The sequence below is a fragment of the Allorhizobium sp. GW101-3B10 genome (assembly GCF_059424725.1).
In genome coordinates this window covers 1,786,365-1,802,377 of the sequence record NZ_JBWKZR010000001.1, presented here as the reverse complement: position 1 = coordinate 1,802,377, position 16,013 = coordinate 1,786,365, and the positions used below count along the sequence as shown (strand labels likewise).

Genomic DNA, 16,013 nt, shown 5'->3' with positions numbered 1-16,013 from the left:
CGCATGCCGGCAGCCTCCTTCATGGAGGGCCGCACAGGAGACCACCAATGAACACCATGACTTCCGCTTTCGCCACCACCGCCGTTGCCGCCCTCGTCGCCGGTTCGGCCCACGCCCATGCGAGTTTTGCCAATGCGCCGGCCGCGCCGGAATCCTATGTCGCCGCGGTGCTGCAGGTGCCGCACGGCTGCGACGGCAAGGCCACCAATGAAGTCCAGGTCAAGCTGCCCGAAGGCTTCGTCTTCGCCAAGCCGATGCCGAAGCCCGGCTGGGAACTCGAGATCATCAAGGGCGACTACCAGAAGACCTATGACAACCACGGCACGGCGGTGAAGTCCGGTGCGGTGGAGATCCGCTGGAAGGGCGGCAACCTGCCGGACGACAACTACGACACCTTCACGATCAACGGGAAGGTCAGCGGTGTCGAAGCCGGCGGCGCGCTCGCTTTCGTCACCACGCAGCTGTGCGGCACGGACGGCAAGGTTGCCTGGGATGAAGTCGCAGCGCCCGGCGTCGACCCGCATTCGCTCGAGCACCCGGCTCCGCTGCTCAAGCTCGCCGCAGCCGAAGACATGCCGATGGGCCACGGTGCCATGCACGGGCAGGGGGCCATGCATGGCCAGGGTCACGGCGCTATGATGATGGCTCAGGGCAATCATATGATGCACGGCGCGATGGACGGCTCCGGCATGGCCGGCGCCAATCCGGGCACGATGGAAACGATCAAGGTCGGAGACCTCGAGCTGACCGCGGGCTTCACCCGCGCCATGCTACCGGGTCAGCCTGTCGGCGGTGGTTTCGTCACCATCAAGAATGCGGGCGGGACCGACGACGTGCTGATCGCAGCCGAATCGCCGGCATCGGGTCGCGTCGAGCTTCACGAGATGGCGATGGTCGGCGACGTCATGAAGATGCGTCAGCTGAAGGACGGCATTCCGGTTCCGGCCGGCACCACCGTCGAGCTGAAGCCGGGCGGTCTGCACATGATGTTCATGGACGTGAAGGAGCCTTTCGTGGAAGGCGCCCAAGTTTCCGTCAAGCTCACCTTCGAGAAGGCCGGCACTGTCGAACTCGTGCTGCCGGTCGGTCCGGCCAAGGGCAAGTAGACCCAGGCTAGCGTACATGGTCCAAGGGCCACGATCGAGATCTCGATCGTGGCCCTCATGTCATCCGGCAGGATATGTCCGATCTGGCCTCAGGCGGCCGAATTCTTGTAGGCTTCGAGCGTATCCTTCAGGCTCGCCTGGGCCAGGTGCTTCTGGCTTGCCGTCAGGAAGTAGAGGGCAAGCGCCGGCGGCTGCACGATATTGACCAGCGCCCTCAACTGGAAGTCCTCGCTGGTGGCCGCCTTCTCCGCGAGCAGGCGCGTGCTTTCCTCGACGAAGGTGTTCCGCGAGGTGCGCTGCGGCGGCTTGGAACTCTCCATCGCATAGGCGGCTGTCGTGGCCGAGACTGTGACGACCTGTGTCATTGGCTTCACCAACTGGTTTATCAATTAGACGACACTACACCACCGCCGTCTCCGTTTCTTTAAATCGAAGTGTTCAATTTTAGTAAAAGCTTAAGGGACGAAACCCGTATTGTTCAAGGATGAATTATTTGCGTGCAGGGGGGCTCCTGGGGCTCCGATCCGCTTGCAATTGCGGTGCGATCTGTCATTTTCCAGCTGAATTTGCGTTCTTCGCAATTGTTCTGGCAGACAACATTTAGGCCCCCGGCGCCGGTCAGGCGAAGGGTGGGAGGAGGGGAGGAAAGCATGATTATTCTCGTCGGTTATGTGAGCATCGAGGGGCAGTCCAAGAAGATCGCCGAGACGGTCGCCGCCCAGATCGAAAAGGGCGGGGACCGCGCTGTGCTGTTCAATGTGCTGACCGGTGCGGAATACGGCGTCGACCACCCGCAGGCCGTGATCCTGTGCGCGCCGATCCACGCCGGCCGTTACCCGGCCCCGTTCGTCGACTTCGTCGAACGCGAGCGCGATTGGTTGAAGTCGGTTCCGAGCGCCTTCGTGTCGGTGTCGCTGTTCATTCGCAGCGATTTCGCCGAGGAGCGCGAGGAAGCGATGCACTTCCCCGACGCGCTGATGGCGCAGACGGGCTGGACGCCGGGCATGGTTCACCACGCCGCCGGTGCGCTCCGTTACACCGAATACGACTTCTTCAAGCGCTGGATGGCCAAGCGTCTCGCGGCGCGCGAAGGAGCCCCGACAGACGTCAACCAGGTCTATGAATTCACCGACTGGGCGGCGCTCGACAGCTTCACCAAGGAATTTGTCGCGGCCGCCAAGGCCTGACCGAAACCGCCCGTCGGTGCTGGTCGGCGGGTTTCTCTCTTGCCGGCTCTAGAGCCTCGGCTGCACGTGAGGTCGCATGCTCCAGATCCTGCTCGTGGCGCTTGGCGGCGCCGTCGGTTCGGTTTGCCGCTATCTGGTCGGCGTCGGCGCGCTCCGGCTGATGGGGCCGTCCTTCCCCTGGGGTACGCTCGCCGTCAATGTCGCCGGCTCGTTCGCCATCGGCATCCTGGCCGAGCTGATCGTCGCCCGTTTCGGCGCCTCGGCTGAGTTGCGGCTTCTGCTGATCACCGGCTTTCTCGGCGGCTTCACCACCTTCTCCGCCTTCGCGCTCGACGCCGTCACCCTGTTCGAGCGGGGTGCCTCCCTGGCCGCTGCAACCTACCTCATCCTCAGCATCGGTGCGTCGATCGCTGCCGCAATTGCCGGCATCGGCCTGATGCGTTCGCTGCTCTGACCGGTTTTCCTGTTTCCATCTTCGGCCGAAATGCTCTAAAGCCCTGCTGAAGACGAGATCTGCGGGCTTTTCCGCAGCAGTGACCGAAAGATTGGCTATGGCAGGCATCGAACATATCACCGTGGAAGCCGACGAGGCAGGCATGCGTCTGGATCGTTGGTTCAAGGTGCATTTCCCGGGCCTTGGCTTCGGCCAGTTGCAGAAGCTGTTGCGCTCCGGCCAGGTGCGTGTCGACGGCGGCCGGGTGAAGACCGATGCCCGCGTGCAGCCGGGACAGGTGGTGCGTATTCCGCCGCTGGACGTGGACCTGAAGATCAAGGCCGGACCGATCGGCTCGCATGACCTGAAGCATTCCGAGGATGGCGAACTTCTGTCGCGCATGCTGCTGCACGAGGACGAGAAGGTGTTCGTTCTCAACAAGCCGGCCGGGCTTGCCGTGCAGGGCGGGTCGGGCCTGACCCGACATATCGACAAGATGCTCGAGGCCTGGACCAGCAAGAAGGGCGAGAAGCCGCGTCTCGTGCACCGGCTCGACCGCGACACCTCCGGCGTGCTCGTGGTTGCCCGCACGCGTGGTGCGGCCCAGAAGCTGACGGCCGCCTTCCGCGAGCGCGACACCCACAAGACCTACTGGGCGCTGGTCAAGGGCGTGCCGCGCAAGCACGAGGACAAGATCTCCACCTGGCTGGTCAAGGACCAGACCGACGAAGGCGACCGGATGCGCGTCGCCAAGCACGGCGAGGACGGTGCCGATCACGCCGTGTCCTACTACCGAGTCATCGATACCGCCGCGCAGAACCTCGCCTGGCTGGAAATGGAGCCCTATACCGGCCGTACCCACCAGTTGCGCATCCACGCGCTGCATATCGGTCATCCGATCATCGGCGATCCAAAATACTTCATCGACGACCACAACTGGGATTTCCCCGGTGGCGTCCAGAAGCGCCTGCATCTGCATGCGCGTCGCATCGACATTCCGCATCCGAACGGCGGGCGTCTGCAGGTCACCGCGCCGCTGCCGCCGCATATGGTGCAGACCTGGAACCTGCTGGGCTTCGACCAGGCGGACGGCGACAGGGAAGCGGAATGAAGCTCGTTCTGTTCGATTGTGACGGCACCCTGGTCGACAGCGTCGCTCTGATCCATGAGGTAATGGTGCGGACCTTCCGCCAGTTCGGCAAGGCCGAGCCCTCGGTCGCCGCGACCAAGGCGATCATCGGGCTCACCCTCGACATCGCGATTGCCCGCATCGACGGCAAGCCGCATGCCGACACGGAAGCCGTGGCGATGATGGCGCATTACAAGGACATCTTCCTCGGCGTCCGCGGCGAACTCGGTTTCCATGAACCGCTTTTCCCGGGCATCGCCGAACTCATCGCCGCCCTTACTGTCCGCGACGACGTGTTGATCGGCGCCGTCACCGGCAAGTCGCGCCGCGGCCTCGACACCGTGCTTGAAACCCACGGCTTCACCTCCCATTTCTTCGTTTCCCGCACGGCCGACGACTGCCCGTCCAAGCCGCACCCGGCCATGGTCACCGAATGCTGCGACCATGCGGGCATCGTGCCGGCCGATACCGTCGTCATCGGCGATGCGGTCTACGACATGCAGATGGCCAAGGCCGCTGGTGCGACCGCGATCGGCGTTTCCTGGGGCTATGCCAGCGTCGAGCAATTGTGGGCCGCCGGCGCGGATGCGGTGGTCGACCGCCCGGCGGACATCCTGAACTACATACACTGAGGTATACCGATGCGCGACGAGTTGAGCGTTTTCGTCCCCGAGCAGAGCGATGCCGATCCGGTGCGCCGGGCGCAGATCCAGATGAAGAAGCCGCAGGCCAAGCGCTTCTACAGCGAAGTCACGGTCGAGCCCGAAGGCGATGCCTTTGCCGTGAAGCTCGACGGTCGCGCCGTGAAAACGCCGGGCAAGAAGCTCCTGGCGCTCCCGACCCGCGCGGCGGCCGACTTGGTGGCCGACGAATGGCGCGCCCAGGTGGAGATCATCAACCCCGAGACCATGCCGGCGACGCGGCTTGCCAATACCGCGATCGATGCCGTGGCCGACCAGGCCGAGGCGGTGTTCGAGGACGTCGTGCGCTATAGCGGCAGCGACCTCTTGTGCTACCGCGCCGACGGCCCGCAGGAACTGGTCGATCGCCAGCGCGAGCGCTGGGATCCGGTGCTGTCCTGGCTGGCTGCGACCCATTCCGCCCGCTTCATCCTGGTCGAGGGCGTCATCCACCAGGAGCAGCCGGCCGAGGCCGTCGCCGCCTTTGCCGCAGCTCTTCAGGCCGAGCGCTCGCCGCTGGCCTTGGCCTGCCTGCATGTGGTGACGACCATCACCGGCTCGGCCATGCTGACGCTGGCCCTTCGCGACCGCCACCTGACGCTCGAAGAGGTCTGGGCGCTCGCCCATCTCGACGAGGACTGGACCGACGAGCACTGGGGCGTGGATGCGGAGGCGGAGGCGCGCCGCGCCAAGCGCTTCACCGAAATCGCCGCGGCTGCGGCCATGCTCGAGGCGCTGCGCACCGCGAATTAACGATCCGCTAACCATAAAGGTGGGAGGCTCTGGCGGAATAGAATCATCCGTCCGGGGTTTCTCATGTTTGCCCGTCTCTTCAAGCTTGGCCTCGCGCTGTTGTTGCTCGGTGCTCTGGCCTCCTGCAGTCTCACCAATGGCCGACCCATCACCCGGCCGCTCAGCTATCATGTGCGCGACGTCACCGTGATCGCCGATGCGACCGTTCCGACACGGATCATTGCCGGCGTACAGCGCCGGGTGTCTGCTGCGATCGCCGCAACCCGGCCGCCGGCCGGTGCCGAGCGGGTGGTGGTTCTCGTTCGGATCGAAAAGCTGGGCTATGGCTTCAACGCGCGCCGCCACCTGCAGACGGCAGGCTTCACCGTCACCGCAGCCTCGGTCGAGACGGGCGAGCCGGTCGCAACGGGCAGCTTCCTCGTCAACAATCCGACCGACGATCCGATGATGGCCGAAGAGAGCCTGGCGGAGGAAATCGCCAGCCGCGTGCGCTTCGCCTTCTCGCTGGCCTCGCCCTCGCTGCGCAAGGTTGTCCGGCCGCCGCGCACCCAGTCCACCCGCCTGAAGACGGCGCCGGCGCGGACAACGCCTGCTGCCGTCGCGCCTGCGACCGAGCCTGCCGCGGCAGCGCTTCCGGCGCCGGCCGCGCCGCCTGCCGGGGCGATCGAGACCAATGTCGAGGAAGGCGCGAGCGGCGCCGTCAAGCTCGGCGGCACGGCACCAGCCGTGCCCTGCGACCCTGTCAAGGACAAGGGCTGCGCCGCGCCGAAGCCCTGAGTGGTTACGAGCGCTCGATTGACTCGGATACGGCTTCCCCCTATTCCAGAGACTACGGATGGTTTCCGGGCCGGCGATTTTCGGCCCGGGAAGCAAAAGGGAATGCGACGGCGGGGATCCAGACCGGGACCGCCAATCGCAGCCGACCCCGCGACTGTAGAGCGGCGAGGGTCTTCCGTCCGGCAAGGACTTCGGTGACGGATGGCGGTTCGCAGGGTGCGAACGGTCCGACGCAGGGTTCAGCCGGAAAAGCCACTGGAGGGCTGCGCGATCAGCCGGGGCCGGACGCCTCTATCATCTACGAATCGTCCTCCCTTTCGCGCCGCATCCACCTCCGGGAAGGCAAGGAAGATCCGCCGGTGCGTCTTTCGCACCACGACCCGCGAGCCAGGAGACCTGCCACCCGTGCCGGGCATCAAGCCCACACCTTGCAAAGGGGAGGCTCCCCTTGTTGCCAGCACGGAGGTTGTCGTGGCGACACTGAAGAAGATCGGGATCTCCGGATCCCGCGAATGCGCACATCGTGCGATCCCGTCGGGCGAAAGCTGCTTCACCGCAGGCGGTCGACGAGCGCCTGCGTTCGATATCCCGCGCATTCGCATGCACAGGCGCAGTACCCGTATTGCTTCCATGCTCGCCGGCGGGCGCTGAGCATGGCCAGCCCATCCTCTTCGATTCTCGTTCTCGGCGGTGCCCGCTCGGGCAAGTCGCGCTTTGCCGAAGGTCTTGCCCTCGATTGCGCGGCTGACCGCCATTATGTCGCGACCGGTCGCGCCTTCGACGACGAAATGCGCGACAGGATAGCCAGACACCGGAGCGATCGCGGCGACGGCTGGACGACCCATGAGGAGCCGGTCGATCTGGTCGGCCAGCTGAAGCGGATCGACGATCCGTCGCGTGTCGTGCTGGTCGACTGCCTGACGCTCTGGGTCACCAATCTGATGCTGGAAAACCATGACCTGGCGGCCCGCTCGGCCGAACTGGCGGCGTTCCTCCCGCAGCTGAAGGCGAGGGTGATCCTGGTCTCCAACGAGGTCGGGCTCGGCATCGTGCCGGAAAACCGCATGGCGCGTGAATTCCGCGACCATGCCGGACGGCTCCACCAACTGATCGCGGCGCGTGCCGCGGAAGTCTATTTTGTCGCGGCCGGCTTGCCGCTGAAAATGAAGGGTTGACCATGCTGCAACAGAAGATCCCCGCGACCGTGATCACCGGCTTCCTCGGCGCCGGCAAGACCACCATCATCCGCAACATGCTGATGAATGCCGGCGGCAAGAAGATCGCGCTGATCATCAACGAGTTCGGCGATCTCGGCGTCGACGGCGACGTGCTGAAGGGCTGCGGCGCCGACAACTGCACCGAGGACGATATCATCGAGCTGACCAATGGCTGCATCTGCTGCACCGTCGCCGACGATTTCATCCCGACCATGCAGCGCCTGCTGGAGCGCGACGTGAAGCCCGACCACATCGTTATCGAGACCTCCGGCCTGGCGCTTCCCCAGCCGCTGGTCGCCGCCTTCAACTGGCCGGACATCCGCACCCGCGTCACCGTCGACGGCGTCGTTACCGTGGTCGACAGCGCCGCCGTCGCCGCCGGCCGCTTTGCCGACGATCACGACAAGGTGGACGCCGCCCGCGCGCTGGACGAAGGCCTCGACCACGACAGCCCGCTGGAGGAACTGTTCGAGGATCAGCTGACCTGCGCCGACCTCATCATTCTCAACAAGACCGACCTGCTCGACGTCGAGGGCATCGCCCGGGTGCGGGCCGAAGTGGCCGAGCGCATCCACCGCAAGCCGACGCTGATCGAGGCGAAGAACGGCGACGTGCCGGCGCTGGTGCTGCTCGGCATCGGGGCTGGCACCGAGGACGACATCGACAACCGCAAGTCGCACCACGAGATGGAGCACGAGGCGCTGCACGAGAGCGGCGAGGATCATGACCATCATCACGACCACGACGAATTCGAAAGCTTCGTGATGAAGCTTGGTCCGATCGCCGATCCGTCCGGCTTCGTCGATCGGCTGAAGAGTGTCATCGAAGCCCATGATGTGCTGCGCCTGAAGGGTTTCATTGACGTGCCGGGCAAGCCGATGCGCCTCGTCATCCAGGCCGTCGGTTCCCGCATTGACACCTATTTCGACCGCCCCTGGGCCTCCGGCGAAACGCGCGAAACCCGCTTCGTCGTCATCGGCCTGCACGACTGGGATTTTGCCGCGGTGGTCGAAGCCGTCGAGAAGGCGGCTTGAGGTTTGAATGAGCGTATGAGCGCGCGGTTCACCCCCCTCTGGCCTGCCGGCCATCTCCCCCTCAAGGGGGGAGATCGATCCAGCCGATGCCTCTTGGCTCTGGGGTGCCTTCCTTTCTTTCTTTTCCAGGGAATGGCACTGTTGCAGGGTATCCGTGATGGCTTCGCGGTGACCGCATTCCGATCTCCCCCCTTGAGGGGGAGATGGCCGGCAGGCCAGAGGGGGGTGACTGCTCCGCACCCGCGAGGCGCAGTCTGATGCATCTTCTCCTAGCCCAGAAAGGCTCGATCGCCGACGATGAAGAGGCCGTCGATCTCGGCCAGACGCCGGGCGACATCCTTTTTCTCTCGGCGGCCGATACCGAGCTGGCGGCGGTTGCCGCGGCGGTCGCCGCCCGAGCCGAAGGGCCGAGCCTCCGGCTCGCCAGCCTGATGAGCCTCAAGCATCCGATGTCCGTCGACACCTATGTCGAGCGCACGGCGCAGCATGCGAAGCTGATCGTCGTCCGGGCGCTCGGCGGCGCCAGCTATTTTCACTATGTGCTCGAAGCGCTGCATGCCGTGGCCCGCCGCACAGGCGCGGCGATCGCCGTGCTGCCGGGCGACGACAAGCGGGACGAGGGACTGGCCGAATTCTCGACCCTGCCGGCCGACGACCTGTCCGCACTCTGGGCCTATCTGATCGAGGGCGGCGACGCCAATGCACGGGCCTTCGTCGACTATGCCTGCGCCCTGATCGGTCACGGCGAGAAACCCGCACCTGCCGCTCCGCTGCTGAAAGCCGGCATCTGGTGGCCGGGCAGGGGTGTTATCGGCGTTGGAGAGTGGAGTGAGGCTTCGAAAAATGCCCCTCATCCGCCTGCCGGCACCTTCTCCCCGTCGAACGGGGAGATGGGATCTGCGGCGGCGCCGGCGTTCCCTTCTCCCCGCCTGCGGGGAGAAGGTGCCCGAAGGGCGGATGAGGGGCTGTCTGGCGCCGAGCACCCCCTTGAGGGGGAGATGGCCGGCAGGCCAGAGGGGGGTGAGCGCACGCCGCCCGTCGCCGCCATCTGCTTCTACCGCGCCCTCGTGCAAAGCGGCGAGACCAGGCCGGTGGAGGCGCTGATCGATGCCTTGAAGACGCAAGGGTTGACCGCGCTGCCGGTCTTCGTCTCCAGCCTGAAGGATGCCGTCTCGGTCGAGACGCTGCGCTCGATCTTCGCTGAGGCGCCGCCGGCAGTAGTGATCAACGCCACCGGCTTTGCCGTCTCGGTGCCTGGCGCCGAGCGGGTCTCGACCGTGCTGGACGAGGGCGGCGCAGTCGTGCTGCAGGCGCTGTTCTCTTCCTCCACCCGGGAGGCCTGGGAGGCCTCGTTGCAGGGGCTCACGGCTCGCGATCTCGCCATGAGCGTGGCACTGCCGGAGGTCGACGGTCGAGTGATGACCCGTGCCGTCTCCTTCAAGGCCGCCGCGCGTTTCGACGCCCGCGTCGAGACCAATATCGTCTCCCACGAGCCCGATGCCGGCCGTGCCGCCTTCGTCGCAAGACTGGCCGCCAACTGGGCGCGGCTCAGGTCGACGCCGGCTTCGGAGCGGCGGGTGGCGCTGGTCATGGCCAATTATCCGAACCGCGACGGCCGCCTCGGCAATGGCGTCGGCCTCGACACGCCGGCCGGCACCGTTGAAGTCCTGCACGCCATGGTCGCCGAAGGCTATGCGCTTGAGGCTTTGCCGGCCGATGGCGACGCGCTGATGACCCATCTGATGGCCGGCCCGACCAATGCGGCGACCGACGGGCGCGAGATCCGCGAAGTCCTGTCTGCAAGCGATTACATAAGCTTCTTCGAAAGTCTTCCGGAAAAGGTTCAGCAGGACGTCACCGCGCGCTGGGGCGCGCCGGAGACGGATCCCTTCTTCCTCGATGGCCGGTTTGCCCTGCCGCTGTCGCGCCTCGGCAATGTCGTGGTCGGCATCCAGCCAGCGCGCGGCTACAATATCGAGCCGAAGGAAACCTATCATTCGCCGGACCTCGTGCCGCCGCACGGCTATCTCGCCTTCTACGCCTATCTGCGCCGGCAGTTCGACACCCATGCGGTGATCCACATGGGCAAGCACGGCAACCTGGAGTGGCTGCCGGGCAAGGCGCTGGCGCTGTCGGAAACCTGCTACCCGGAAGCCGTCTTCGGCCCGCTGCCGCATCTCTATCCCTTCATCGTCAACGACCCGGGCGAGGGCACCCAGGCCAAGCGCCGCACCTCCGCCGTCATCATCGACCACCTGACACCGCCGCTGACGCGTGCCGAGAGCTACGGGCCGCTGAAGGACCTGGAGGCGCTGGTCGATGAATATTACGAGGCCGAGGGCGGCGATCCGCGCCGGCTGAAACTGCTCAAGAAACAGATCCTCGACCTCATCGCCGATATCGGCCTCGACCAGGACGCCGGCATCGCCCGGGTCGAGGCGGAGGAAAGCGCGCTCGAAAAGCTCGACGCCTATCTCTGTGACCTGAAGGAAATGCAGATCCGCGACGGCCTGCACATTTTCGGCCTTGCGCCCGAAGGCCGGCTGCTGACCGATCTCACCGTGGCGCTTGCGCGTGTTCCGCGCGGTTTGGGCGAAGGTGGCGATCAGAGTTTGCAGCGGGCGATTGCGGCGGACCTCCATCTGATCTCCCCCCTTGAGGGGGAGATGTCGGCGAAGCCGACAGAGGGGGGGATCGCAATTGATTCCTTCCGAGGTTCACCCCCCTCTGGCCTGCCGGCCATCACCCCCTCAAGGGGGGGGATCGGCGCTGCTGCTGGCGCGGGGTTCCCTTCGCCCCGCTTGCGGGGAGAAGGTGCCCGAAGGGCGGATGAGGGGCTGCCTTTCGACCCCCTCGACTGCATCATGTCCGACCCCTGGACCGGTCCGAGACCCGCCATCCTCGCCGATCTGACCGACGCCCCCTGGCGCACCCGGGGCGACACCGTCGAGCGCATCGAAATCCTTGCCGCACGACTGGTGGACGGCACCGCGTCCTGCCCCGAAGGCTGGCCCGCCACGCGCGCCGTGCTCGAGGAAATCGAAACCCGCCTCAAGCCGTCGATCATCCGCTCCGGTCCGGCCGAGATCGCGGGCCTGCTCACCGGCCTTGCCGGGCGCTTCGTGCCCCCCGGTCCCTCCGGCGCGCCGACGCGTGGCCGCCCCGACGTGCTGCCCACCGGCCGCAACTTCTATTCGGTCGACAGCCGCGCTGTACCGACACCGGCCGCTTACGAACTCGGCAAGAAATCCGCCGAACTTCTGATCGCCCGCTACGTGCAGGACCACGGCGAGTGGCCCACCTCGTTCGGCCTGACCGCCTGGGGCACCTCGAACATGCGCACCGGCGGCGACGACATCGCCCAGGCGCTGGCGCTGATCGGGGTGAAGCCGCTGTGGGACATGGCCTCGCGCCGCGTCACCGGCTTCGAAATCCTGCCGCAGGCCATCCTCGGCCGCCCGCGCGTCGACGTGACGCTGCGCATTTCCGGCTTCTTCCGCGATGCCTTCCCGGAACAGATCGCGCTCTACGACAAGGCGGTGCGGGCCGTGGCAGGCCTCGACGAGGATGAGGCGGACAACCCGATCGCCGCCCGGGTGCGGGCCGAGACCGCGCGGCTGGTGGCCGACGGACTGGACGAGAAGGCGGCCGCCCGCCGCGCCGGCTACCGCGTCTTCGGTTCCAAGCCCGGCGCCTATGGCGCAGGCCTCCAGGCGCTGATCGACGAAAAGGGCTGGGAGCGCCGCGGCGATCTAGCCGAAGCCTATCTCGTCTGGGGCGGCTATGCCTACGGTGCCGGTGAAGACGGCAAGGCCGAGCGCGGTCTGTTCGAGGAACGGCTGCGGACCGTGCAGGCGGTCGTGCAGAACCAGGATAATCGCGAACACGACCTTCTGGACAGCGACGACTACTACCAGTTCGAAGGCGGCATGACGGCGGCGATCGAGCATGTCGCAGGTGCCCGCCCGACCGTCTACCACAACGATCATTCGCGGCCGGAAAAGCCGGTGATCCGCACGCTCGAGGAGGAGATCGGCCGCGTCGTGCGCGCCCGCGTCGTCAACCCGAAGTGGATCGACGGCGTGATGCGCCATGGCTACAAGGGCGCCTTCGAGATCGCCGCGACCGTCGACTACATGTTCGCCTTTTCCGCCACGACCGGCGCCGTGCGCGACCACCATTTCGAGGCGGTCTATCAGGCCTTCGTGCTGGACGAACGCGTGCGCGATTTCATGGCGGAGAAGAACCCGGCGGCGCTCCGAGAAATGTCCGAACGGTTGATCGAGGCGATCGACCGGGGGGTGTGGACGCCGCGCAGCAATTCGGCGATGTTCGACCTTTCGCGGCTCGCGCGCGGCGGTGCCGATGCTTGAAGCAGGCGGCGGAAAGATGTACATAAAGATGTACGTGGAGGTGTCGTGATGGCCCATGTGAATGTCAGCGAATTTCGCCAGAACCTGGCCTCGCATCTCGACGAGGTGGCCGACAGCCGTGCGCCGCTCGTCGTCACCCGAGGCAAGGGTAAGTCCGTCGTCGTTCTGTCGGAAGAAGAGTACGAGAGCATGGTCGAGACGCTGCATCTGCTCGCCAGCCCCATCAATGCAGAACATCTGCGGGCATCGATTGCGGAACTCGATGCCGGGCAGGGCGCTGAACGACAGCTTGCCGGGGAGAAGCCATGAGGCTCGTCTGGTCGGAGAGGTCCTGGTCGGACTATCTCCACTGGCAGGAGGCGGATCGGGCTATGCTCGATAAGACAAATATCCTGATCCGGGAGTGCATGCGCACTCCGTTTTCCGGCACCGGCAAACCCGAACCGCTGAAGGGAGAACTTCAGGGCTTCTGGTCCCGGCGCATCTCCGGTGAGCACCGGTTGGTCTATCGCGTCACCGGCTCAGGCGATACACAGGAATTGCAGATTGCGGCCTGCCGCTACCACTACCGTTGAAATTGGGAGACATGCGATGAGCGACGAACACGAAGGCAGCGAAGCCGATCTGGCCCGCCACGCGGAGAAGATGGCGAAGAAGAAGGCCGCGCGTGAGAAGATCATGGCGACCAAGACCGGCGAGAAGGGGCTGATCATCGTCCACACCGGCAAGGGCAAGGGCAAGTCCTCCGCCGCCTTCGGCATGATCTTCCGCCATATCGCCCATGGCCGGAAATGTGCGGTCGTGCAGTTCATCAAGGGCGCCATGTCGACCGGCGAGCGCGACCTGATCCTCAAGCACTTTTCCAACCTGTGCGAATTCCACACCATGGGCGAGGGATTTACCTGGGAAACCCAGGACAAGGCGCGCGACATCGCCATGGCCAGGGCGGCCTGGGAAAAGGCCAAGGAGCTGATCCGCGATCCGGGAAATTCCATGGTCCTGCTCGACGAGATCAACATCGCCATTCGCTACGATTACATCGACATCGCGGAGGTGGTCGAGTTCCTGGAGAGCGAGAAGCCGGAGATGACGCATGTCGTGCTGACCGGCCGCAATGCCAAGGACGAACTGATCGAGATCGCCGATCTGGTAACCGAGATGGAACTGGTGAAGCACCCGTTCCGCTCCGGCATCAAGGCGCAGATCGGCGTGGAGTTCTAGGCGGAGAGAATCTAGCTCCGCTCGCCGGGCGGACGGGGCATCGCCTTCAGGATTGCCGCCGTCTCCGCATTGGCGGGAAAGAAGGATTCGATTGCCAGTTCCGACAGCGTGATGTCGAGCGGCGTGCCGAACACCGTCGTCATCGACAGGAACGAAAGCACGCCGGCCTCGGTCTCGATCTCCAGCGGTACGGCGATGTCGCCGAGATTGCGCGGGACGCCCGTCATAGCGCGCCGCGTCGTCGGCGGTACCGGCAAGGCGATGAGCTCTTCTAGAAGCGCGCGCAGCACCGGGTCGCCGCTGGCGGCGATCTGCTGCTGCAGCCGCTCCAGCAGATGGTTGCGCCATTCGGCAAAGTTGATGATCCGGAGGCCAAGGCCATCGGGATGAAGGCTGAGGCGAAGCACGTTGACCGGCGGCGCAAGCAGTCTTTCGTCCGTAACGCCGGCAAGCAGGAGGCCAAGGGCCGCATTGGCGCAGACCAGCGTCCAGTGGCGGTCCACGGCGAGCGCCGGGAAAGGCTCGTGCCCCTTGAGAATGAGGTCGATTGCCTCCCGGGCGGCCACGAGGGCCGGATCGTCCAGCGATCTCTGAGCGAAGACCGGCGCAAAGCCGGCGGCGATCAGGATCGGATTGCGCTCGCGCAACGGCACGCCCAGCCGCTCGGTCAGATGCAGCAGCAGGTCGCGGCTGGGCGCCGCGCGCCCGCTTTCGATGAAGCTCAGGTGCCGCTGCGAGATTTCGGCGTCGAGCGCCAGGTCGAGCTGGCTCAGATGGCGCCGCCGCCGCCATTCGCGCAGGATGTCACCCAGGCTCCGGGCGGTCATGCGGCCGCCGGGACCTTGTCGAGGAAGCCGTTGACCTCCCTCAGCCGGCCGTCCTCGACGATGGCAAAGTCGGTTCCCTTGATCATCTCGTCATTGTCGGCCGGACCGAGCTTCCAGGAGAAGCGCAGGCGGTCGCCATAGCCGTCCGCAGCAAGCAGGGCGAAGCGGAAACCGGGGAAGCGGGCCTGGACGGCACTGACCAGTCCGTCGATCTCCGCATGGCCTTTTCCGGCCATCAGCGGATCGACATAGGTAGCGCCCTCCAGCCAGCTTTCTGCGATCAGCGTATGGCGCCGGGCTGCGTCGGTTTCGTTCCAGACGGCGATGTAGCGTTCGGCGATGGTGTTTGCAGTGTCCATGATCTTGCTCCTTGTGGGTGCCCGGTTCGTCCAGGCAGCCCGATCATCGGCAAGGAGCGTCATAGCATCAATTACCTCGGAGGTAATCGAGGGCCGATTGTCTCGCGGCGTCTCATAACCCCGCCCAGACCCGCACCGGATTGGTCGGGTCCATCAGCAGCTTGGCGGCGAGCGCCACGCAGGTGACGATCAGCAGCGGCTTGATCAGCTTCGCGCCGTTCTTCATGGCGAGCTTCGAGCCCGCCTGCGCGCCGAGGAACTGGCCGAGCCCCATCAGGAGCCCGACCTTCCACAGGACCACCCCGCTCGCCAGGAAGACGAGGAAGGCGCCGAGATTGGAGGACAGGTTCAGGAGCTTGGTATGGGCCGTGGCCTTCAGCATGCCGAAGCCGGCGAGCGAGACGAAAGCCAACATGAAGAAGGAGCCGGTGCCGGGGCCGAACACGCCGTCGTAGAAGCCGATCAGCGGTACGAAGCTCAGGCCGAACAGGAAGGGCGTCATGCGCTGGTGGCGGTCGACGTCCGAGAGATTGGGCTTGAGTGCAAAATAGAGCGCGATCGCCACCAGAAGGAAGGGCATGAGCGCGCGCAGCACGTCGCCGGGCACCACGGTCGCAAGCACCGCGCCGATGGCACCGCCAAGGCCGGCCAGCGCCGCCATCGGCAGCTGGCTCCTGAGATCCACATGGCCTTTGCGGGCATAGGCGATCGTCGCCGAAGCGGCGCCGAACATCGACTGCAGCTTGTTGGTGCCGAGCGTCTGGAGCGGCGGAATGCCGGCGATCAGCATGGCCGGAATGGTGATCAGTCCGCCACCACCGGCGATCGAATCGATGAAGCCGGCCAGGAAGGCGGCGATGAACAGCAGCAGCAGCGTGGAGAACAGGATTTCGGGCAAGGCAAAAGTCCGCACGGAG

General features: G+C 65.5%; 18 protein-coding genes and 1 riboswitch. Of the genes, 14 read left to right on the top strand and 4 right to left on the bottom strand.

Features of this window, described 5'->3' with window-relative positions:
* The first annotated feature begins 47 nt into the window (after window positions 1–47).
* A complete protein-coding gene (locus tag AC07Y0_RS08695) occupies window positions 48–1,106 on the top strand; it encodes a DUF1775 domain-containing protein (RefSeq protein ID WP_498676387.1) in 1,059 nt (352 codons plus the stop codon).
* A gap of 89 nt (window positions 1,107–1,195) precedes the next feature.
* Here AC07Y0_RS08695 and AC07Y0_RS08690 read toward each other — a convergent pair whose 3' ends face one another.
* Window positions 1,196–1,471: a hypothetical protein gene (locus AC07Y0_RS08690; protein ID WP_498676385.1), complete on the bottom strand. Its 276-nt coding sequence runs from the start codon at window positions 1,469–1,471 to the stop codon at window positions 1,196–1,198.
* 285 nt (window positions 1,472–1,756) lie between these two features.
* On the opposite strand from AC07Y0_RS08690, the gene AC07Y0_RS08685 reads away from it, so the two are divergent.
* From AC07Y0_RS08685 to cobO, 13 genes are all read left to right on the top strand, one after another.
* Window positions 1,757–2,293, top strand: coding sequence for a flavodoxin domain-containing protein (locus AC07Y0_RS08685; RefSeq protein WP_498676383.1), 537 nt, complete (start codon window positions 1,757–1,759; stop codon window positions 2,291–2,293).
* A 76-nt stretch (window positions 2,294–2,369) separates the two neighbouring features.
* Complete coding sequence (crcB, locus tag AC07Y0_RS08680; RefSeq protein ID WP_498676381.1) at window positions 2,370–2,747, top strand: fluoride efflux transporter CrcB; 378 nt, start codon at window positions 2,370–2,372, stop codon at window positions 2,745–2,747.
* Window positions 2,748–2,844: 97 nt separating this feature from the next.
* Entirely contained in the window at window positions 2,845–3,837 is a 993-nt protein-coding gene (locus tag AC07Y0_RS08675) for an RluA family pseudouridine synthase (protein WP_454745775.1), read from the top strand.
* A complete protein-coding gene (locus AC07Y0_RS08670) occupies window positions 3,834–4,487 on the top strand; it encodes an HAD-IA family hydrolase (protein WP_498676378.1) in 654 nt (217 codons plus the stop codon). Before AC07Y0_RS08675 ends, AC07Y0_RS08670 begins: the two co-directional genes overlap by 4 nt.
* Window positions 4,488–4,496: 9 nt before the next feature.
* Entirely contained in the window at window positions 4,497–5,288 is a 792-nt protein-coding gene (locus AC07Y0_RS08665) for an ATP12 family chaperone protein (protein ID WP_498676376.1), read from the top strand.
* A 63-nt stretch (window positions 5,289–5,351) separates the two neighbouring features.
* Entirely contained in the window at window positions 5,352–6,065 is a 714-nt protein-coding gene (locus tag AC07Y0_RS08660) for a hypothetical protein (protein WP_498676375.1), read from the top strand.
* A gap of 42 nt (window positions 6,066–6,107) precedes the next feature.
* A riboswitch (cobalamin riboswitch) is annotated at window positions 6,108–6,483 on the top strand.
* Between the two features lie 53 nt (window positions 6,484–6,536).
* Window positions 6,537–6,716: a hypothetical protein gene (locus AC07Y0_RS08655; RefSeq protein ID WP_498676373.1), complete on the top strand. Its 180-nt coding sequence runs from the start codon at window positions 6,537–6,539 to the stop codon at window positions 6,714–6,716.
* 2 nt (window positions 6,717–6,718) lie between these two features.
* Window positions 6,719–7,240, top strand: coding sequence for a bifunctional adenosylcobinamide kinase/adenosylcobinamide-phosphate guanylyltransferase (cobU, locus tag AC07Y0_RS08650; RefSeq protein WP_498676371.1), 522 nt, complete (start codon window positions 6,719–6,721; stop codon window positions 7,238–7,240).
* Between the two features lie 2 nt (window positions 7,241–7,242).
* Window positions 7,243–8,316, top strand: coding sequence for a cobalamin biosynthesis protein CobW (cobW, locus tag AC07Y0_RS08645; protein WP_498676369.1), 1,074 nt, complete (start codon window positions 7,243–7,245; stop codon window positions 8,314–8,316).
* Window positions 8,317–8,573: 257 nt separating this feature from the next.
* Window positions 8,574–12,689 carry a cobaltochelatase subunit CobN gene (gene cobN, locus AC07Y0_RS08640; RefSeq protein ID WP_498676367.1) on the top strand — a complete coding sequence of 1,372 codons (4,116 nt, stop codon included), beginning with the start codon at window positions 8,574–8,576 and terminating at the stop codon, window positions 12,687–12,689.
* A 48-nt stretch (window positions 12,690–12,737) separates the two neighbouring features.
* Window positions 12,738–12,998, top strand: coding sequence for a type II toxin-antitoxin system Phd/YefM family antitoxin (locus AC07Y0_RS08635; protein ID WP_498676365.1), 261 nt, complete (start codon window positions 12,738–12,740; stop codon window positions 12,996–12,998).
* A complete protein-coding gene (locus AC07Y0_RS08630; protein WP_498676363.1) occupies window positions 12,995–13,264 on the top strand; it encodes a Txe/YoeB family addiction module toxin in 270 nt (89 codons plus the stop codon). The genes AC07Y0_RS08635 and AC07Y0_RS08630 overlap by 4 nt, the downstream gene beginning before the upstream one ends.
* Before the next feature lie 16 nt (window positions 13,265–13,280).
* The gene (cobO, locus tag AC07Y0_RS08625) at window positions 13,281–13,910 is read left to right on the top strand and encodes a cob(I)yrinic acid a,c-diamide adenosyltransferase (protein ID WP_498676362.1); all 630 of its coding nucleotides are present in this window, start codon (window positions 13,281–13,283) and stop codon (window positions 13,908–13,910) included.
* Window positions 13,911–13,921: 11 nt separating this feature from the next.
* On the opposite strand, the gene AC07Y0_RS08620 is transcribed toward cobO, so the two are convergent.
* The 3 genes from AC07Y0_RS08620 to AC07Y0_RS08610 form a co-directional block, all read right to left on the bottom strand.
* The gene (locus AC07Y0_RS08620; RefSeq protein ID WP_498676360.1) at window positions 13,922–14,737 is read right to left on the bottom strand and encodes a helix-turn-helix domain-containing protein; all 816 of its coding nucleotides are present in this window, start codon (window positions 14,735–14,737) and stop codon (window positions 13,922–13,924) included.
* The gene (locus AC07Y0_RS08615; RefSeq protein WP_498676357.1) at window positions 14,734–15,096 is read right to left on the bottom strand and encodes a nuclear transport factor 2 family protein; all 363 of its coding nucleotides are present in this window, start codon (window positions 15,094–15,096) and stop codon (window positions 14,734–14,736) included. Before AC07Y0_RS08615 ends, AC07Y0_RS08620 begins: the two co-directional genes overlap by 4 nt.
* Window positions 15,097–15,208: 112 nt before the next feature.
* Window positions 15,209–15,994, bottom strand: coding sequence for a TSUP family transporter (locus AC07Y0_RS08610; RefSeq protein WP_498676355.1), 786 nt, complete (start codon window positions 15,992–15,994; stop codon window positions 15,209–15,211).
* Window positions 15,995–16,013 lie beyond the last annotated feature (19 nt).